The organism is Deltaproteobacteria bacterium (genome assembly GCA_029210625.1).
Lineage (GTDB): Bacteria > Myxococcota > Myxococcia > SLRQ01 > SLRQ01 > JARGFU01.
Map to the genome: position 1 here is coordinate 1 of JARGFU010000028.1, position 18,830 is coordinate 18,830.

An 18,830-nucleotide genomic window follows, 5' to 3' on the forward strand; every position below is an offset into this window, starting at 1 on the left:
CGCCGCGCCGGCGACCGAGCCAGCCGCCGCGCCGCCGCCGGTGGCCCGCCCCCCCGCGGGCGCCGCACCCTCGATCGACGCGCCGCCACCGGTGGCGAGCCCCGAGGCCAACGAGTAGCACTCTCCTGTCGCTTCCTTTTGGGGACACCAACCCGGGAAGCGGTTAGAGTGGGGTACTGCCCTCCAACTGCCTCTTCCTGGCAGGAGGAGGCTCTCGACTGCTGGAGGCCAGATGGGGCTGTTCGACGAGCCGGGGCTGGCGACACTCTTTCCCAGATATCTCTTCCTCGAGCCTCTTCTGACGGGAGCCCGGGTCCTCGAGATCGGCACGGAGGGCCACGAGGCCAGCCGTACGGGCGCCTTCCTGCGAGAGCGGGGGGCCCGCAGCGTGACGGTGCTCGCGCCGGGCCTGCGGCCCGGGAGCGCCGATGGGGTCGAGCACGCCGCCCTCGGCGAGGGCGGTGAGCTGCCCGCGAGCCTGCCCGGAGGGCCCTTCGACCTCGTGATCTGCACGGACGCGGCCTTCCTGGTGGAGATGCTGCCCGAGATCGAGGCGCTCCTCTCCCGTCGCGGCCGGGTCGTGGCCTGGGCCCGGGGGGGTGAGGCCCGGGCCCCCGAGGGCCTGCTGCGCGAGCCGGAGGAGGGTCTGGACTACGCCGAGCTGGTGGAGCCCCTGAACGAGCGCTTCGCCTCGGTGGAGGTGGTGGTGGAGTCCCCGGTGATGGGCGTCTCTCTCTCCCCCTTCGGGGTCGAGGAGCCCCTCCTCACCTTCAACGACCAGCTCCTGGCCGACGAGGACGAGGCCAGCGCCTACCTGGTCATCGCCGGAGAAGAGCCGGCCGAGCTCGAGGAGCAGCACCTGGTGCAGCTGCCCTCCGAGGAACTCGGAGAGGCCCTCGACGAGGTGCTCGCCGAGGAGCAGGCGGCCGCGCCGGATGCCGTCGCGAGGGAGGAGCTGGAGGCGGCGCTGGCCTCGCTGCGAGCCCGCCTGCGGGACGCAGAGGAGGCCCGCGGGGCCTGGCAGCAGGAGGCCGAGGGTCTCCGGACCGACGCCGAGGACGTCGCCTCGGAGCTGGAGGAGGGCCGCGCCGCGCTGCGCCGCCTCGAGGATCTCCAGGTGCAGCTGGCCGACGCCCGGCTGGAGCTGGAAGAGCAGACCCGCGCCATCACCGAGCTGGAGGCCCGGCGGGACGAGCGCGAGAGCTGGCTCGAGGGGCTGCGGGACGAGGTCCAGAAGCTCGAGCAGCAGGCCGCGCAGGAGGCCGAGCGGGCCGCCGACCTCGAGAAGGTCCTGGCGAAGGAGCAGAAGGCCCACGCCGCGGTCCAGGAGCAGCTCGAGGCCGGGGTCGCCCAGGTCACGGCGCGGGTGCGAGAGCGGGACCAGGCCCTGGAGCAGGCGCGCTCCGCCCGGGAGAAGCTCGAGGCCCTCCAGGAAGAGCTCGAGGCCTCTCAGGCCGCGCGCGGCAAGGCCGAGACCGCGGCCGGCGAGCTGCGGGCCGAGGTGGAGGCCACCCGCGCGCAGCTGGCGGCGGCCCGCGAGGCGCTGCAGCAGAGCGAGGCCGAGGCCGAGCGCGCCGGCTTCGACGCGGCCCAGGGCGCCGCCCGGGTCGAGGCCCTCGAGGCCGAGCTCGGCGAGCTCCGGGAGCAGCACCAGAGCGAGGTGGCCCGGCTCGAGGAGGAGCTGCGGGCCGAGCGGGTGGAGATCGAGACGCTGCGGGCCGTGCGGGAGGGGCTGGAGAGCCAGCTCGCCGCGGCGGAGGGCGAGGCCAAGAGCCTGCGCGCCGGGCTGCGCGAGGCCCGGGAGGAGCACGAGAAGGCCGAGGCCGCCTGGGGCGCCGCGCGCCGCAGCATGGAGGAGGTCGCCTCGCAGGCGGCCGAGAGCTCGCGGGCGGCCCTGGCAGAGAGCCGCCTCGCGCGGCAGACCCTCGAGTCGAGGCTCCAGGATCTCGAGTCCGAGCTCGACGCCGCGGCCGAGCGCGAGCAGGCCCTCGGCGCCGCGCTGGAGGCAGCGCAGGAGGAGGCCGGGCGGGTGGAGCTGGAGGCCCAGGAGTGGGAGGGCCAGGCGGCCCTGGCCCACGAGCAGCTCGAGAACCAGAACGCCGAGCTGGAGGCGCAGAGCGCCGAGCTCGAGGCGCTCCGCGAGGGTCAGGAGGAGCGCGAGAGCTGGCTCGCTGGCCTGCGCGGGGAGGTGGAGAAGCTCGAGGAGGAGCTCGCCGGCGCCGCGGAGCGAAACCGCGAGCTGGAGAAGGCCCTCGAGAAGGAGCAGAAGGCCCACACCACGACCCGCGATCAGCTCGAGGCGGGCGCCGCCCAGACGGCCGCCCGGCAGCGAGAGCGGGACGAGGCCCGGGAGGCCTCGCAGGCGTCCTCGGAGAAGCTCGAGGCCCGCGAGGCGGAGCTCGAGGCCCGCGAGGCAGAGCTCGCCGGGCTGCGCGGCGAGCTGGCGTCGGTCCGCGAGGCGGCGGAGGCCGCCAGGGCCGAGGCCGACGAGGTCCGCGCCGAGCGGGAATCGCTGCGCGAGACGCTGGCCTCGACCCGCGAGACCCTCGAGAAGATCGAGGCCGAGGCGGAGGAGGCCCAGTTCCGGCTCACCCAGAGCGCGGTGGAGCTCGAGACCCTCACCCGGGAGAAGGAGGGCCTGCAGGCCGAGCTGGGCGCCGAGCGAGAGCGCCTCCAGGCCGAGCTGGGCGCCGAGCGAGAGCGCCTCCAGGACGAGCTGCGCGAGGCGCAGGAGCGGCTGGCCGGCGTCGAGGCCCTGCTCGGCGACACCCGGGAGGCGCGAGAGGGCGCCGAGGCGGGCCTGAGCGAGGCGCGAGAGCAGCAGGAGAAGACCGAGGCCGAGCTGCGCGCGGCCCGCGAGAAGCAGGGCGAGATCGAGGCCGAGCTGGGCGCGGCCCGCGAGAGGCAGGGTGAGATCGAGGCCGAGCTGGGCGCGGCCCGCGAGCGGCAGGGCGAGGTCGAGGCCGAGCTGCGCGGCGCGCAGGAGCGCCTCTCCGCCCTCGAGGCCGAGCTGAGCGAGGTCCGCGAGGGCCGGAACGGCACCGAGGCCGAGCTCGCGGGGCTGCGGGAGCAGCTCGAGCGCGAGCAGGCGGCCCGCGCCGAGCTGGCCGCCGCCGCCGAGGAGGCGGCGGGCCGGGAGTCCGGGCTCGAGCAGGAGCGGGACGAGGCCCGGGAGCGGATCGCGGCCCTCGAGGCCTCCCTGGCCGAGAGCGAGGCCCGGGAGCAGGCCTCCCGGGAGCGCGCCGAGGCGGCGGAGGCAGAGCGGGTGGGGCTGGCCGATCCCGCCGAGCTCGCGCGCCTGGAGCAGGAGCTGGGCAGCGCCCGCGAGTCGCTGGCGGCCTCCTCCGAGGCCGGCGAGCAGGCCCGGGCGAGGGTGGAGCGCCTGGAGGCCGAGCTCGGAGAGAAGGCCGGGCTCGACCGGCAGACCCTCGAGGAGCTCGAGGCCCGGCTCGCCGAGGCGCAGGGCGCCCGGGACGAGCTCGCCGGAGAGCTCGCCGGCGCGAAGCAGGCCCTGGAGGCCGCCACCGCCTCGCTGGACACCGTGCGGGGAGAGCGGAGCGAGCTCGAGGCGCGCCTGTCCGCCAGCGAGGAGGAGGCGACCCGCCTGCGGCAGTCCGGCGAGGCCGCGGAGGTCCGCGCCGCCCAGGCCGCGCAGGCCGCCGAGGAGGCCCGCGCCCAGGTCTCCGCGGCGGCCGCCGCGGCCATCGACCCCGCCCGGATCGAGGAGCTCGAGCAGCAGCTCGCCGCGGCGCGCAAGACCGCCGCCGAGCGCGAGCAGCAGCAGCAGGCGCTCGCCGACGGCCGGGCCGCGGCGGAGGAGAAGCTCGCCCTCGAGCAGGCCGCCCGGGCCGCCCTCGAGGAGCGGGTGAGCTCCCTGGAGGAGGCTGCCCGGAGCGCCGCCGAGGCCCCGCCGCCGCCGGCCCCGGTCGACGAGGGCCGCCTCCACGAGCTCGAGGGCCGCGTGAAGGAGCTCAAGTCGCGCTGGGCCGAGACCCAGGCGGCGCTCCAGGAGCGGGACGCCGCGCTGGCCGAGGCCCAGGAGGCCCTCGCGGCCAGCCAGGGCGCGCCGGACGCCGCCGCCGAGCTCCAGGCCGCCCTGCAGCGCAGCAGCGAGCTCGAGGCCGCGCTCCGGCAGACCCAGCAGGTGGTCCAGCAGCTCCAGCAGGCCGCGGCGGCGTCGCCGCCCGCGGGCGCCGCGGCCGGCGGCGACGCCGAGGTGGCGGCCGAGCGGGATCGCCTCAAGGCGCGGCTCGCGGACCGCGAGGCAGCGCTCGAGCAGCTGAAGGCGGATCAGGACGGCCTGATGGCCGCCGTCGCCCAGCTCAAGCAGGCGCTCCGGACCAAGGAGGAGTCGGTGACGATCCTCCAGCAGAAGCTGCAGGCCGCCCGGGGGGGCGCGTGAGCGAGCTCCTCTCCTTCTCGAAGTACCAGGGCCTCGGCAACGACTTCGTCCTGGTCGACGGGCGGCAGGCCGAGCTGGGCCTGGAGGCCGCGGAGGTTCGCCGCATCTGCGAGCGCCGCCTCGGCGTGGGCGCCGACGGGATCCTCGAGCTGCGGAGGCCCGAGGACCCGGCCGCCCTGGTGCAGATGGTGGTGCACAACGCGGACGGCAGCGTCGCCGAGAACTGCGGCAACGGCCTGCGCTGCGTGGTCCGCCACCTGGTCCGCACCGGTGAGGCACCACCCGAGGGCGAGATCGTGATCGAGACCGGGGCCGGGCCGGTGCGCGCCCGCCTGGAGGGCGAGGAGGTGGAGGTGGAGATGGGGGCCGCGCGCTCCGACGCCGCCTCGCTCCAGCTCACCGGCCCCCTGGGCGAGAGCCCGGACGACGATCCGGACGAGCCCCTCCTCCAGGTCTCCCTGAAGCTGAAGGACCGGAAGGTGGAGGGGACCGGCGTCTCCCTGGGCAACCCTCACCTCGTGCTCTTCGACGCCTCCCGCGAGCAGGCCGAGGCCCTGGGCCAGGAGATCTCGACCCACGAGCGCTTCGCCGCCGGGGTGAACGCCGGCTTCGCCCACCTCGCGGCGGACGGCGGGATCGACCTGACCGTCTGGGAGCGGGGCGCCGGCCTGACCCTCGCCTGTGGAACCGGCGCCTGCGCCGCCGTCGCCGCGGCGGTGGCGACCCGCCGGCGGCCCTCGGGGCGCTGGATCGAGGTCCGCCTGCCGGGCGGGCCGCTGAAGGTGAAGGCCGCCGAGGACCTCTCCCAGATCTGGATGCGAGGCCCCGCGGTCCACGTCTTCGACGGCCGCCTCGAGCGGGTGGCTCCGGCGGACGGGGAGGACGAGGCGTGAAGCGGATCCTCGTCGTCGACGACGAGCTCTTCTTCCGGGAGCTCTTCCACGACTACCTCACCGCCAACCCCGAGTGGGAGGTGGAGGTCGCCGGCGGCGCCGAGGAGGCCCTCACCCGCTTCGAGCGGGGCGGCATCGACCTGGTGATCTCGGATCTGGTGATGACCGGGACCGACGGCCTGCAGCTGGTGGCGGCCCTGCGCGAGCGCAAGCCCGAGCTCCCGGTGGTGGTGGTCACCCAGCGGGACGACGTGAAGGCCGCGGTGGACGCCCTGCGGCTGGGCGTGAACGAGTACCTGATCAAGCCGGTCGATCGGGAGATGCTCCACCTCGCGCTCGCCCGCGCCTTCGCCACCACCGGGCTGCGCCGCGCCGCCGAGCGCCTCGAGAAGGTGGAGGAGGAGTACCTCGCCTCCGAGCGCCTCTACCGGGCCTGCCTCCAGCTGGTGGAGGAGACCGACCCCCTGCGGCTGCAGGACGCCATCCTCGAGCAGCTCACTCGCCTCACCCAGGCCCAGGGCGCGGCCCTCTGGTTCGGCCCGGGCGACGGCAAGCGCCCCTTCGCGCTCCTGGCCCACGCCGGGGTCGTCGATCACGAGGCGCTGCCCTCGAGCTTCGACCTCTCCGAGGACACGCCGGCGGCCGCTCGCCTGCGGGAGCAGGCCGCCTACGTCGAGGGCAGCGAGCGCCTCCTCCTGCCCCTGATCGTCGGCGCCCGGCCGGTGGGGGTCGTGCGGCTCTCGGACAAGCTCTCCGGGGACTTCGACGAGCGGGACGTGATCCGGGCCCGCACGGTGGCGAACTTCGCCGCGGCCTCCCTCTCCAACGCCCGCCGCTTCGCCCAGCTGCAGCGGGTGGGCCTGCGGGACCGGGACACCGCCGCCTACAACCTGACCTACTTCATCGACTACGCCGGCAAGGAGATCTACAAGGCGCGGCGCTACCGGCGGGCCTTCTCCCTGGTCTCCCTGCAGGTCGACAACCTCGGCCTCATCCGGAGGGCGCTCCCGGCGGACACGACCCGCACGATCCACCGGGCGCTGATCCAGGCGGCCCAGGCCGTCATCCGCGACTCGGACATCCTGGCGAAGGTCACCGACGACACCTTCTACCTGCTGCTGCCCGAGACCGACTACTTCGGGGCGATCATGTTCGCGCGCCGGGCGCTGGCGGGCTTCCGCACCGCGCCGGTGATCGAGCGGCTGAGTGTGCCGCCGATGATGGTGGTGGGCTGCGCCGCCTTCCCGAGCGATGGGGACGACTTCGACGAGCTGATCCACCAGTGCCGCCGCCGGCAGGACGAGGTGCGCGCGAGCCCCTACCGGAAGCTCCACCTCGAGGGGCATGGCTTCTGGGATCTCTTCGAGGCCCTCCACCAGGCCCCCGAGGCCACCGTGGCCTCCGGCAACGCCGGCCGCCGCTGCGGCCTCGACGGCACGACCCGCCAGGTGCTCCTGGCCGAGGTGGCCCGCAAGCTGGAGCGCGAGACCGCGGTGCGGGGCCTGGTCTACTACGGAGCCCCGCGGATCGACGGGGAGATCCCCCTCGTCGCGGGCCTGGAGCCCGGCGAGAAGTTCGAGACCCAGGTCTACCTCCTCGGCCGAAGCGTCATCGACTGCCCGGATCGCACCAGCGTCACGGCGGTCAACCTGCCGGACGAGCGCCGCCTGGAGGACCGCCACTTCCTCCTCATCCTCACCGAGACCGCTCACTACGCCTGGCTGGAGCAGGGCAAGACCGTCTATCAGACCAGCGACTCCACCCTGGTGCAGGCCCTGGTGGCCCGCATCCAGGAGACCTACGACCTCCAGCGCCACCTCTAGGTTCCCTCGACCATGGCCGAGAACTCCTCCCGCCGGATCCTGATCGCCGATGGCGACGTGCAGAGCACGCGCCGGCTCGCGGCGGCGCTGCGGGCCCGCGGCCACCAGGTGCTGACGGTCTCCAACGGATCCAAGGCCCTCGAGGTCGCGGTGATGCGCGCGCCGGAGGTCGTCATCTACGACTCCAGCTGCCCCTTCATCGATCCGGCCACCTACGCGGAGATCATCCGGGCCAACCCCCGCACCTCGGCCATCCCCCTGCTGGTGGTGGGCAACGAGGATCCCTCCAACCGCTTCCGCAGCGGCTTCCGCGAGGCCTACGTCCAGAAGCCCTTCAACGTGGACGAGGTCCTCTCGCGCATCCGGCAGCTGGTGCAGCGCGCCGAGGCCGCCGACGAGGTGAAGCGGGAGGGGGAGCTCGAGGGGCAGCTCACCCAGCTCCCCCTCTCCGATCTCCTCCAGATGCTCTCCATGAACCGCCGCAGCGGCACCCTGCACCTGAGCCGCGAGGTGCCGGGGATGCAGGAGGAGGAGACCGCCGAGATCTTCGTCTCCAACGGCTTCGTCCTCGACGCCCGCAGCCGGGAGACCAAGGCCGAGAAGGCGCTCTACCGCCTGCTGGCCTGGAGCCGGGGCACCTTCCTCCTGGAGCCGGGCGAGCCGCGGGTCGAGCGGCGGATCTCGGCGCTCACCGAGGAGCTCCTCCTCGAGGGCATGCGCCAGCAGGACGAGCTCGCGGCGCTGGCCGATCGGATCCCGGCCCCGGAGGCCGGGCTGGCCCTGGCGATCGACCCCGATCAGCTGCCCGACGGCCTGCACCCGGTGACCGAGGAGGTGCTGGGCCTGATCGAGACCTTCCGCCGCACGGACGACGTCATCGATCAGTGCCGGGCGCCGGACCTGGAGGTCGTCCGCGCCCTCACCACCCTCATCGACCGCCAGCTGGTGAAGGTGCTGGGGCGCTCGAGCGGGGAGGGCGGCACGCCCCTGGTCTCGGAGGCGGTGGCCTTCGCCCTGATGGGGCGGCCGGTCGTGCGCCGGCGGGGCCGGAGCCTCGAGCTGGAGCTCTGCGTGGTGCTCCGCTCCGCCCGCAGCCTGCGGGCCCTGGGCAACGCCCTGCGCTCGGTGCAGGGTTGGCGGCCGCAGAGCGACCTCTCCTCCCGGGAGCTGCCCCTGGGCGAGCTGGGCTCCATCCGCCTGGGCGACTCGGTGAGGGTGATCCTCCTGGCGGTGCCCGCCGACGATCGCTACGCGCCGATCTGGGGGCTGGTGGGGGGCGAGAGCCAGGGGGCGATCTTCCTGATCGACGGAGACGAGACCGCCTTCCACCCCGTGATCCCGCACCTGCTGGAGCGCGACCGGCCGGTCGCCGTGGTGGGGGAGGCGCCGATCTGCCTCGAGCGCCTCGGGCCCGCCGCGATCGCCGTCAGCGATCTCCCCGCGGGTCTGGCACGAGTTCTGGAGCGTCTCGCTCGGCGGCAAGGCGCAGCAGCGGACCGGTTCGCTCCGAGAGGATGAGCAGCCCGAAGGCCCGGGCCTCCAGCACCGCCTCGCGGCGCAGGCGCAGCGAGGGCCGGTCGATCGCGATCCGCACCCGACCTGCCTCGTGATGCAGGCGCAGGTCCGAGCTGTCCTCGAGGCGCTCGAGATCGCGCTCCAGGCTGCGCAGGAGGCGATGGGCGCGCAGGGCGGCCCTGCCCTCGGGGGACGCGAAGGTCTCGAGGCTGCGATTGCGGGAGAGGGGGTTGCCCGGATCGCGCAGACGCCGTAGCAGCTTGAAGGCGAGGGGGTGCATCGTGAGGGGAGAATCTAGACTGGTTTCGGGTCGATCCGATCCCGCGCGGCTCGCGCAGCGGGTGACAGTCCCCGGTGGGGAGGGTAAGAATCCCGCCATGCGTGCGAAGCGTGCGGTGCTGCTGGTGTCGGCTCTTGCGCTGCTGTCCGGTGGTTGCGAACAGCTCGCGGAACTCTTCGGCAAGGAGATGACGCCCCAGGAGAAGGCGACCGAGGCCATGAACCAGGCCCGGATGCTCCTCCAGCAGGGCGACCAGGCCGGTGCCGAGGAGGCCTACCGCAAGGCGATGACCCACGTGCCGGACGACAGCGCGCCGGTGCTGGCCCTGGCCGCGATGTACGAGCAGCGGGGGGAGGACACCCGCGCCGTGCTGGAGCTGCGGCAGGCCGCCGATCTGCTCTCCACCGACGCCGCGCCGCGGGAGCGGATCGGCGACATCCTCATCCGCCAGGACCGCTTCGGCCCGGCGGCCGAGGCCTACAAGCGGGCCCTGGACATCCTCCCGATGAGTGAGCCCCTGGGGCGCAAGCTCGCCCTGGCCTCGCTCCTCGGCGGACAGATCTCCGACGCGCGCCGCGAGATCGGGCGGCTCAAGGGCAGCGATCCGGCGCACCCCGAGACCCAGGCCCTCGACGGCCTGGTGATGGCCGCCGAGGGCAGGGGCCACGAGGCCCGCAGCCTGATCGAGAGCGCGGCCCGCGCCAGCAGCGAGCCCGCGCCCTCCCGGCTGCTGGGCCTCTACTACCTGCAGATGGGCGAGGCGAGCGCCGCCGTCCAGGCGCTCAAGGGCGCCCAGGAGCGCGGCGGCTCCGATCCCTGGACCCTGCGCCTGCTGGCCCAGGCCCTCATCGCCTCGGGCGCCGGGGCCGAGGCCGTCGAGCTCCTGGATCCGGCCGTCCGGGCGCGGCCCCGCGATCCGATCGTGCTGGCCGCCTACGCGCGGGCGCTGGTCGCCCGCGGGCAGTACGAGGAGGCCCTGCAGGCCGCCGGCCGCGCCGTGCGGCAGAACTCGGGGCTGGGCGCGGCGCACCTGGCCCAGGGCGACGCCCTGGAGGCCATGGAGCGCTACGATCAGGCCGCGCGCGCCTACCGGAGCGCCGTGAAGGCCTCGCCCCAGCTCGGGGAGGCCTACCGCCGTCTGGCCTCTCTCGAGAGCCGCCAGGGACGCATGGTGGAGGCCGCCGCCGCCCTCGAGCGGCTGGTCGCGCTCTCGCCGGGCGATCGCCGGGCCCAGGTCGAGCTGCTCGAGGCCTACGCCGCCGCCCCCTCCGAGGCCCGCAAGGGCCTCGACCTGGTGGATCGCCTCCTCGCCGAGGAGCCGCAGAACACCCGCTTCCTGCAGCTGAGGGCTCAGATGCAGGCCGAGGTGAAGCGCCGGCCCTCCGGGGGCCGCGCCGGCCCCGTCATCATGCGCTAGCGGGCAGCTCGAGGGAGGCCACCGCGCCGCCGCCCTCCCGGGCGTGCAGGTCGAAGGTGGCCTGCAGGACCTCGCAGGAGCGGCGCACGAGGATCAGCCCCAGGCCCATCCCCGGCGCCCCCTCGGCCTCGCCCTCGTCCTCGCCCCGGGAGAGGGCCTCGAAGGAGCGCTCGAGGGCGGCCTGCTCCGCGGCGCTGCGCGCGGGGCCCTCGTTCTCGATCTCGACGCGGTGGCCGCCCGCCGCGCCGGGCAGGACCCGGAGCCGCACGGTGGCCCCCTTCGGTGAGGCCTCGATGGCGTTGAGGAGGAGCGCCGAGGCCGCGATGCGCAGGCTGCGCTCGTCGCAGGTCGTGTGATCGGACGCCTCGCCCGCCTCGACCTCGAGCTGGGTGCCGCGCAGATCCCAGGCCCGGCGGGCCTCCCGGCAGAGCTCCTCGAGCGCCTGCCGCAGGTGGAGGGGGCGGGGCTCGGGCGGGGGAGGGGGCGCCTGCACCCGGGCCAGGTTCACCAGGTCCTCCACGAGGCGGTTCAGGCGCAGGGTGCTGCGCTCGATCGAGGCGAGGAGGCGCGCGAGGGCCTCCGGCTCGTGGAGCGACTCCTGGGCCAGCTCGGTGAAGCCGAGGAGGGTCAGCAGGGGCGAGCGCATGTCGTGGGCCAGATCGAAGAGGAGGGTGCCCAGAGCCTCGCCCTCGAGGGCCTCTCCTTTCGACTTCCTGCTCATCGCATCTCCTCCGGCCGGGGCGCAGCGGCCTCCGGTGCCTGATCCGTTCCTCCCGGGGCGGCCTCGCTCTCCTCGCCGAGCACCGGCAGGAAGACCTCGAAGCGGGCCCCTCCCAGGGGCGACTCGGCGCAGTGGAGGCGGCCCTGGTGCTCGGCGACGATCTGGGCGCAGAGGGCCAGCCCCAGGCCGGTGCCGTTCTCCCGCGTGGAGACGAAGGGATCGAAGACCGACTCGCGCTGCTCGGCGGGCACGCCCGGCCCGTCGTCGTCGACCCGCAGGAGCGCGCCCTCGGCTCCGGTGGCGACGCTCACCCGGATCTTCCCGGGGCGCCCGCCCAGGGCCTCCCGGGCGTTGCGCAGGAGGTTGAGCAGCAGCGCCCGGATCTGCGAGGCGTCGGCGGCGAGCTCCACCGGGACCTCGGGGAGCTCCAGGGAGAGCTCGGCCCCGGCCATGCGCAGCTCCTCCTCGCTGAAGGAGCAGGTCGCGTCGACGACCTCGCGCAGATCGAGGAGGTGCCGCCGGGCCCGGGGGAGGCGAGCGAAGCGCAGGTAGTCCTCGGTGATCTCGGTGAGGCGGTCGACCTCCCGGGTGATCGCCTGGATGAGGGCCAGGACCTCGGCCCGCCGCTCGGGGCTCTCGAAGTGGGCCTCGCGCACCTCGTCCCCGAGGAGCTCGTTGTTCAGGCCCACCGAGGAGAGGGGGTTGCGGATCTCGTGGGAGACCTGCGCGGCCATCCTCCCCACGGTGGCCAGGCGCTCGGAGCGCAGGAGGGCCTCCCGCTGCCGGGCGAGGGCGGCGTCCCGGCTGGCCAGGGCCTCGGTCATCTCGTTGAAGGCGCGGGCCAGGTCCCCGATCTCGTCTTGGGCGTCGATGTCGACCTTCGGATCGAAGTGCCCCTCCTGCACCGCCCGCGCCGCGTCGGTCAGGCGGCGGATCGGCCTCAGGGTGCGCTGCACGAAGAGGGTGACCAGCAGCCCCACCAGCACGGCGATCAGCGAGAGGATCATGATGGCCAGGGCCGCCCGGTCCTCCTGCTCCTCGGCCCGGGCCACCTGACGGGCCACCTCCAGGTCCACGGTGCGGCCGAGCTGGCGCAGGCCCAGGCCCAGGCGGCGCTCGGCGGCGCGAAGCTCGGAGGCCGCCACGGCCACGCCGCCCGGGTTGGCGGCGGCGCCCTCGCCCTCCGGCGTGAGGGCCCCCTGGAGGAGGGCGGCGGCGGCATCGTAGGCCACGTAGGCCTCCCGCAGGCGGGCGAGCCGGTCGGCGAAGGCCTGCAGGTTGCGCTGCTCCTGGGGCCGGGAGGCGCGGGCGAGGCCCTCGTTGCAGCGGGCGAGGGCGTCGGCCAGGCGCTGGAGGTTCTTCGGGTGCTGGCTGCGGGCGATCTTGATCATCAGCGTCTGCACCTGGGGTGCGCGCTCGTCCTCGATCAGGCGCTGGATCTCCCGGGCCCGGTTCTTCTGGGCGGCCTCCAGCTCGGCCGTCACCTTGGCCAGGGGCAGGTAGGTCTGGGAGACCTGCTCCAGGTCCTCTCCGATGCGGTGGAGCTGCACCACCGCGAAGAGGGAGACGGCCCCGAAGGTGAGGACCACCAGGGCCAGGCCGAGGAAGATCTTGGTGGTGACCGAGAGTCGCATGAGGGCTTCCGGGCCCACCCTACCGCACGATTCTCCGGCGGGTGCAGAAAGGTGCGACAACGTCTCCAACCCCTTGACCTCACAGGGGTTTCGCTTGACCGTCGAAAAATGCGCGTGCTAGCGTTCGTGGGTTCAACCAACCTCCGTCTGGAGTTGTCATGCGCCACGCCGTTCTCGCGCTCGCACCCCTCGTCCTCGTCGCTCAGGCTGCCCACGCCGGACCCAAGGTCTACGTGGCGCCCTACGGCATCGTCGGGCCGGAGGTCCCCGCGGACCTCTCCTCGCAGACCGCGACCCTGATCTCGGACGAGCTGAAGAACCACAAGTCCCTCGAGGTCCTCAAGGGGCCCTCCCTCGGCGGCAGCGCCGCCCCCGTGGCCGACTCCGGCGACGCGGCGAAGGCCGAGAAGGCCCTCGGGCGGGCCGAGGGCCTGGTGAAGCAGGGCGACGCGGCCATGCTCAAGCTGAACTTCGGCGGCGCCGCCGCGAAGTACCGGGCCGCCGTGAAGCTCTACCTGCAGAACGTCGGGGCCCTCGAGAGCTTCGACACGATCAACTACGCCCGCCTCTCCCTGGCCACCGCCCTCTTCCGGGAGGGCAAGGAGGAGGAGGGCGAGGAGGCCCTGACCGACGTCATCCGCCTCGATCCCGAGCGCACCCTCGACCCCGCGGCCTATCCGCCGGTCTTCGTCCGCACCTACCAGAAGATCCAGAAGGACATGCTGCGCAAGACCCGGGGCGCCATCTCCGTGGTCAGCCAGCCCGCCGGCGCCGAGGTCCACCTCGACGGCAAGAAGGTGGGGGTCACGCCCCTCCTGATCAAGGACCTCATCCGCGGTCCGCACCACGTGAAGCTGATCTCCGCCGGTGAGGAGGCGCCCTGGACCTCCTCGGTGGACGTCACCCCCACCAAGGTCGCCAGCATCGACGCCGATCTCGGCGGCAAGGTGCAGGGCCCCGTGGGGGAGGTGGTCGCGACCCTCGCCCGCGGGACGCTGGACAAGAAGGCCCTCGGCACGATCGCCGCGGTCGCCGGCAGCGTGGGCGCGACCCACGTGGTCTTCGGCGCCCTGAGCCGCGAGGCCGATGCCTACACGGTCAAGAGCTACCTCTACGAGGTGGAGAGCAAGAAGGTCGCGGGCCTGAAGGAGATGAGCTTCGACCTCGACATGCTCGGCGCGGCCATCGAGGTCTTCAAGCTGGCCGAGGAGATCGACAAGGGCACCGGCGCGCTGCCGGAGGCCCTGTCCCTGCCGGTGGAGGTCTTCGAGAAGAAGGCCGCCCCCGAGACCCCGGTGATCGCCGAGGTGAGCGCCGCGCCGGCCGAGGCGCCGGTGGCCGCCGCCGCCCCCGCGCCCGTGGCGCCCAGCGGCCCCATCGCTCCGGCTCGCGGCCCGGTGGAGCCGGCCCGCGGCCCGATCATGCCGGTCCAGCCGGCCCAGCCCGTGCAGCCGCGCGACGAGGCCCCGCCGCCCCGCGTGCGGCAGCGCGACTCCCTGGCCTCGGGGCCGGTGGAGCCCGCCACGGCCTCCTCCGGTCCGGGCGCGCCCATCGCCCCGGTGGGCCCCATCACCGGGGTGATCGCGCCGCTGAACGCCGATCCGGAGGAGCCGGTCGAGCCGGCCCGCGCGCGGCAAGTGAACTCGCTCACCGAGCGCAAGCGCCTGGAGGCGGCCGACCTCGAGTCGGGGTCGCGCTACTCCGCGGTGGACATCGGCGAGATCGTGATTCCGAAGGACGAAGTCGAGAAGAAAGAGGGATGGCCTTGGTGGGCATGGACTTTGACGGGTGTTCTGGCGGCCGGCGCGATCGGCGCCGGGGGCTACTACGCGGTCGATCGCGGCCTCTTCGTGGGCGCAGCGGACGACGCAGCGGTGACCTTCTCGTGGTGACGCTGCGCCGCTTCCTGGGAGGGGTGTTCGCCCTCGGCTTCCTCGCCACCGCGGCCTGCGGCAGCGGCACGGTGAAGCTGCAGGTCGAGCTGCTGCGCAAGAGCTGCCCGGGCTCGGACGGGGTGCAGGTCGACGCCCTCCAGGACGTCAGCCACCTCGAGTTCCTGATCAGCGGTGACGGCATCGACGGCACGGTCTCGACCATCGCCGCCGTGGCCGACGGCTCGGTGACCCTCGAGGAGATCCCCCTCCTGGAGTCGGGCCAGCTCACCGAGCGGCGGATCGAGGTGCGGGCGCACTTCCAGTCCCCCCAGGGGCCGATCACGGCCCGGGGCCTGGCGGTGGTGCAGCTCGATCCCTCCGAGCTCAACCCGCCGCCGATCCCGGTCTTCCTGCGGCCCGTCGACTCCTACGTCTACACCGCCGACAAGGACGACCCCGACACCTGCACCACCATGAGCCGGGCGCGGGCGGGGCACTCCGCCACGACCCTCAACGACGGCCGGGTGCTGATCGTCGGCGGCGCGGAGTTCGACACCCTCGGCGGCCGGACCGTGCACGACAGCGCCGAGATCTTCGACCCGCTCACCGGGCAGTTCGAGCTGCGGGTGCGGGGCAGCGGCGGCCCGGGCCTCCCCCGGGTCTTCCACTCCGCCTCCAAGATGCAGGACGGCCGGGTGCTGGTGGTCGGCGGCGAGTTCGACATGTCGGGCACCGAGCGGGACGTGCTGCGCCCCGCCGAGATCTTCCGGCCCGAGCTCGGCGACGACGGCGAGTTCGATGCCAACGCCCTCATCGCCAACACCGGCCGCACCCGCCACCGGGCCAGCGTCTCCGGTGACATGGTGCTGATCAGCGGCGGCTACACCGATCCCAGCCCGGGCACCGGGCACCCGATCCCGATCCGCGCCACCGAGCTTTTCGACGGCGTCGCCGAGCGCTTCACCGTGGCCCCCGACCTGCCCGAGGCGCGAGCCGAGCACTGCGCCACCGTCCTCGACCGGGGCGTGGTGGTGGTCGCCGGGGGGCTGACGGCCGCCGGGAACAACGTCAACGTCAGCAACACGATGCACTTCTACCGGCTCTCCGAGGGCAGCGCGACGCTCCTCGAGCAGGGGGGGCTGCCCCTCTCCCAGACCCTCTCCACCGGCCGCTATGGCATGGGCTGCGCGGCGGTGCGGCTCGGCGCCGGCACCGAGACGGTGATGGTGATGGCGGGGGGCTACACCACGGTCGACGACTTCTCCGCCTCCTCCTCCCACCCGGGCGTCGAGGTCTTCAACCCCTCGGGCTCTCCCCAGGTCACCGACGCCGGCAGCCTGCAGGCCGGCGCCCGGGGCAACCTCTGCGCCGTGGCGATCGACGACAACACCGCGGTCTTCCTCGGTGGCTTCAACAGCGGCGATCTCCCCACCTCGCGCGGCAGCGAGTGGGCCTCGACCACCGACGGCTCGGTCCGCATCGCCCAGACCACCGGGCGGCGCCTGAACGAGGGTCGCTACCTCGCGGCCTGCACGCGCCTCCTCGACGGCTCGGTGCTGGTCACCGGCGGCCTCTCGCCGGACGCCGGCGGGACGCCGGTCTCGGTGCGCAGCGCCGAGCTCTACACCCCCATCCTTCGCTAGAGGCCTCCCATGCGTCTTCTCGAGCCCCTGCGAGCCCGCCTGCCCCTGGCCCTGATGGCCCTCGTCCTCTACCTGCCCGCCGCTCCGCTCCGGGCGGACGGTGAGCTCTCGGGGGACCTCGGCGCGGGCGCCGCGCTCGATCCCGAGATCGACGGGAAGGTCGAGGCGCTGCTCCAGAAGGCGCGAAAGCTCCTCGACAAGAGCAAGTACGCGGAGGCCCGGGCGGTGCTGGAGGAGGCCGACGACCTGGCCCCCATGGACGACCGGGTGCTCGAGCTCCTCGACGTGGTCGGGCAGCTCGAGTCCGAGGAGGAGGGCGCCCAGAAGCTCCTCGTCCAGATCGAGGCCGAGCGAAAGGCCAAGGAAGAGGAGCAGAAGAAGGTCGGGCAGGGGCTGGAGGCCATCCTCGAGCGCCACGGCCTGCCCAAGCAGCTCCCCCAGGCCACCGCCCGGCTGGCCGACAAGCTGAAGCTCTCCGAGGGGACGGCCGCCAAGGCCGAGAAGGCCCGCGACAAGTGCCTCGCCGGAGCGACCCTCTCCCACGCCGCCGCCGGCGCCCGCCAGTGCCGGCCCCTGGAGGAGAAGCTGGAGCAGGCCCGCAAGGAGTCCCGGCTCCTGGCCGACGACCTGGCCGCGCTCGACGAGGTCTTCGAGAAGCGCAAGGGCAAGAAGGCGCTCGCGCGGCTGAAGAAGCAGCAGAAGCGCGGCTAGGGGGCGTCCCCTAGGACGAGAGCTCGGCCTCGGCCTCCGCGGCATCCGCCGCGAGGCTGGCCTCGGCGCTCTCGCCCGGGGTGGCCTCGGGATCGAGGGGCACGTGGGCCGTCACCCGGCCGCTGCCCACCTGGGCGCCGGCCGCCCGCAGGAGATCGCGGAAGGAGTTGGTGCCGAGGTGGCGCTCGAGGGTGTGGAGCTTGTCGTTCACCGCTTCGAGCTCACCCTTGGTGACCAGGTAGACGCGGTGGTTGGTCTCGGCCCGGCCCCGGGCTCGCTTGAGCTCGTGCTCGGTCTCCTCGACCTGCTTGCGCAGCTCGGCGGCGGTGGACTCGGCCTTGGCCGCCTTCTGCTCGAGGCGATCGCGCTCCTCGTCGGTGACCGGCTTCGCCTCCCGCGGCGCGGCCTCCTTCTCGGCGGCCGGGCGCTCGCTCTTCTCACTCTTCTCGTTCTTCTTGCGCGCCGGCTTCGACCCCGCCGCCTCGCGCAGCCCGTCGAGCTCCTCGTGCAGGCGGTCGATCGTCGCCTTGGCGGCCTCGAGCTCCTCGCCGAGCTCCTGCTGCCGGCTCGAGTCGCTGCTCTGCTCCTGCCTCACCGAGGCGGTGCGCTTCCTGGCCTTCTGCAGCTTCTTGCGCAGCTCCTCGAGCTCGGCGCTGCGAGACTCGGCGCTCTCGCGCTGCGACTCGACCTTCTTCTCGAGCTTTCCGAGGGTGGCCTTGCTCTTCTCGAGCTCGGCCGAGGTGGCCTCGAGGCGGGAGTGGGCGCCGCGCCAGGCGAGGCCCAGGACGGCGGCGACCAGACCGGCGCCGCCGGCGAGGATCCACAGGGTGACCGGGTCGTTCATCCGCTCCTCATAGTGGGAGCCGATGGCGGGGGCAAGAGGGCCGGTTGAACCCGGGGCTTCAGCGCAGGAAGAGGCTGGCCGCGAAGCCGCAGTAGGTGAGGGCCAGCAGGGCCCCCTCCAGCCTCGAGATCCGCTCCCCGGAGAAGATCATCGGGATCATGGCGAAGGAGAGGACCAGCATGATCACCACGTCCAGGGAGAGCGCGGCCTCGCCGATGTTCATCGACCGCACCGTGGCCGCGGAGCCCAGGATGAAGAAGACGTTGAAGATGTTGCTGCCGATGACGTTGCCCACGGCCAGGTCCAGCTCCCCCTTGCGGGCGGCCACCAGGGAGGTCGCCAGCTCGGGCAGGGAGGTGCCCAGGGCCACGATCGAGAGCCCGATGACCCTCTCGGTGACCCCCAGCTGGGTGGCCACGTCCGTGGCGCCCCGCACCAGCACGTCGCCGCCGCCCACCAGCGCAACGGTGCCGCCGAGGGTGAAGACGACGTCGAGGAGGAGGTTGCCGCTCGGCTCGGGCACCTCGTCGCTCTCGGCCTTGCGGGCCTTGTCCTCGCGCCGCTCGGACCGGGCCCGGGAGAAGCAGACCGCCGTGAAGAGCAGCGCCCCCAGGAGGAAGGCCACGCCGTCGCCCCGGCCGTAGTCTCCGTCCCAGCCCAGGAGGGGGACCATGAGCGCCGCGACCAGCATGAAGGGCAGCTCGCGCTTGAGCAGCCCGTGCTCGGCGCGCAGGGGGTTGATCAGGGCGGCCAGGCCGAGCACCAGGCCCAGGTTCGAGATGTTGCTGCCCACCACGTTGCCGATGGCGAGCCCGTCGGAGCCGCGCAGCACCGCGATGACGCTCACCGCCAGCTCGGGTGCGCTGGTGCCGTAGGCCACCACCGTCATCCCGATGACGAGGGTGGAGACGCCCAGCCGCCCGGCGAGGGCGGACGACCCCCGGACGAGGAACTCGGCGCCACCAGTGAGGAGCACCAGCCCGAGCAGGACCAGCAGCCAGGAGACCATCGTGAATTACTAACCCGGAAGGCCCCGCCGCGCAGGCGAAATCGTCGCCGCGGCGAGGCCCCCG

General features: G+C 73.8%; 13 protein-coding genes. 8 read left to right on the forward strand and 5 right to left on the reverse strand.

What is annotated here, in order from left to right:
• Positions 1 to 232: 232 nt before the first annotated feature.
• The 4 genes from P1V51_20985 to P1V51_21000 are packed head-to-tail and all read left to right on the forward strand — an operon-like array spanning position 233 to position 8,636.
• A complete protein-coding gene (locus P1V51_20985) occupies positions 233 to 4,402 on the forward strand; it encodes a hypothetical protein (protein MDF1565526.1) in 4,170 nt (1,389 codons plus the stop codon).
• Positions 4,399 to 5,295, forward strand: coding sequence for a diaminopimelate epimerase (gene dapF / locus P1V51_20990; GenBank protein ID MDF1565527.1), 897 nt, complete (start codon positions 4,399 to 4,401; stop codon positions 5,293 to 5,295). The genes P1V51_20985 and dapF overlap by 4 nt, the downstream gene beginning before the upstream one ends.
• Positions 5,292 to 7,118: a response regulator gene (locus tag P1V51_20995; GenBank protein MDF1565528.1), complete on the forward strand. Its 1,827-nt coding sequence runs from the start codon at positions 5,292 to 5,294 to the stop codon at positions 7,116 to 7,118. Before dapF ends, P1V51_20995 begins: the two co-directional genes overlap by 4 nt.
• 12 nt (positions 7,119 to 7,130) lie before the next feature.
• On the forward strand, positions 7,131 to 8,636 hold the full coding sequence (locus P1V51_21000) for a DUF4388 domain-containing protein (protein ID MDF1565529.1): 1,506 nt from the start codon (positions 7,131 to 7,133) through the stop codon (positions 8,634 to 8,636).
• Here the strand turns inward: P1V51_21000 and P1V51_21005 are convergent.
• Positions 8,545 to 8,913 (reverse strand): hypothetical protein, encoded by a 369-nt coding sequence (locus tag P1V51_21005; GenBank protein MDF1565530.1) that lies wholly within the window; start codon positions 8,911 to 8,913, stop codon positions 8,545 to 8,547. The two genes, P1V51_21000 and P1V51_21005, sit on opposite strands and share 92 nt — an antisense overlap.
• A gap of 97 nt (positions 8,914 to 9,010) precedes the next feature.
• On the opposite strand from P1V51_21005, the gene P1V51_21010 reads away from it, so the two are divergent.
• Entirely contained in the window at positions 9,011 to 10,330 is a 1,320-nt protein-coding gene (locus P1V51_21010) for a tetratricopeptide repeat protein (protein MDF1565531.1), read from the forward strand.
• Here the strand turns inward: P1V51_21010 and P1V51_21015 are convergent.
• Positions 10,320 to 11,051: a histidine kinase dimerization/phospho-acceptor domain-containing protein gene (locus P1V51_21015; GenBank protein ID MDF1565532.1), complete on the reverse strand. Its 732-nt coding sequence runs from the start codon at positions 11,049 to 11,051 to the stop codon at positions 10,320 to 10,322. The genes P1V51_21010 and P1V51_21015 overlap by 11 nt on opposite strands.
• A complete protein-coding gene (locus P1V51_21020) occupies positions 11,048 to 12,685 on the reverse strand; it encodes a HAMP domain-containing sensor histidine kinase (protein ID MDF1565533.1) in 1,638 nt (545 codons plus the stop codon). The genes P1V51_21015 and P1V51_21020 overlap by 4 nt, the downstream gene beginning before the upstream one ends.
• Before the next feature lie 158 nt (positions 12,686 to 12,843).
• Between P1V51_21020 and P1V51_21025 the strand changes: the two genes are divergently transcribed.
• Genes P1V51_21025 through P1V51_21035 form a run of 3 tightly spaced genes read left to right on the forward strand, consistent with a single transcriptional unit; the run spans position 12,844 to position 16,913 of the window.
• The gene (locus P1V51_21025; protein ID MDF1565534.1) at positions 12,844 to 14,577 is read left to right on the forward strand and encodes a PEGA domain-containing protein; all 1,734 of its coding nucleotides are present in this window, start codon (positions 12,844 to 12,846) and stop codon (positions 14,575 to 14,577) included.
• The gene (locus tag P1V51_21030; GenBank protein MDF1565535.1) at positions 14,574 to 16,202 is read left to right on the forward strand and encodes a kelch repeat-containing protein; all 1,629 of its coding nucleotides are present in this window, start codon (positions 14,574 to 14,576) and stop codon (positions 16,200 to 16,202) included. Before P1V51_21025 ends, P1V51_21030 begins: the two co-directional genes overlap by 4 nt.
• Before the next feature lie 9 nt (positions 16,203 to 16,211).
• Positions 16,212 to 16,913, forward strand: a complete 702-nt coding sequence (locus tag P1V51_21035; protein ID MDF1565536.1) for a hypothetical protein — start codon at positions 16,212 to 16,214, stop codon at positions 16,911 to 16,913.
• Positions 16,914 to 16,923: 10 nt separating this feature from the next.
• Here the strand turns inward: P1V51_21035 and P1V51_21040 are convergent, their stop codons facing one another.
• Positions 16,924 to 17,757 (reverse strand): hypothetical protein, encoded by an 834-nt coding sequence (locus P1V51_21040; protein ID MDF1565537.1) that lies wholly within the window; start codon positions 17,755 to 17,757, stop codon positions 16,924 to 16,926.
• Positions 17,758 to 17,815: 58 nt separating this feature from the next.
• Positions 17,816 to 18,766, reverse strand: a complete 951-nt coding sequence (locus P1V51_21045) for a calcium/sodium antiporter (protein MDF1565538.1) — start codon at positions 18,764 to 18,766, stop codon at positions 17,816 to 17,818.
• Positions 18,767 to 18,830 lie beyond the last annotated feature (64 nt).

Excerpts from the sequence above, each read along its gene's own strand:
- P1V51_21025 (MDF1565534.1), top strand. The coding sequence starts at position 12,844 with ATGCGCCACGCCGTTCTCGCGCTCGCACCCCTCGTCCTCGTCGCTCAG.
- P1V51_21010 (MDF1565531.1), top strand. The coding sequence starts at position 9,011 with ATGCGTGCGAAGCGTGCGGTGCTGCTGGTGTCGGCTCTTGCGCTGCTG.
- P1V51_21040 (MDF1565537.1), bottom strand. The coding sequence starts at position 17,757 with ATGAACGACCCGGTCACCCTGTGGATCCTCGCCGGCGGCGCCGGTCTG.
- P1V51_21015 (MDF1565532.1), bottom strand. The coding sequence starts at position 11,051 with ATGAGCAGGAAGTCGAAAGGAGAGGCCCTCGAGGGCGAGGCTCTGGGC.
- P1V51_20985 (MDF1565526.1), top strand. The coding sequence starts at position 233 with ATGGGGCTGTTCGACGAGCCGGGGCTGGCGACACTCTTTCCCAGATAT.
- P1V51_21045 (MDF1565538.1), bottom strand. The coding sequence starts at position 18,766 with ATGGTCTCCTGGCTGCTGGTCCTGCTCGGGCTGGTGCTCCTCACTGGT.
- P1V51_21035 (MDF1565536.1), top strand. The coding sequence starts at position 16,212 with ATGCGTCTTCTCGAGCCCCTGCGAGCCCGCCTGCCCCTGGCCCTGATG.
- P1V51_21005 (MDF1565530.1), bottom strand. The coding sequence starts at position 8,913 with ATGCACCCCCTCGCCTTCAAGCTGCTACGGCGTCTGCGCGATCCGGGC.
- P1V51_21020 (MDF1565533.1), bottom strand. The coding sequence starts at position 12,685 with ATGCGACTCTCGGTCACCACCAAGATCTTCCTCGGCCTGGCCCTGGTG.
- P1V51_21000 (MDF1565529.1), top strand. The coding sequence starts at position 7,131 with ATGGCCGAGAACTCCTCCCGCCGGATCCTGATCGCCGATGGCGACGTG.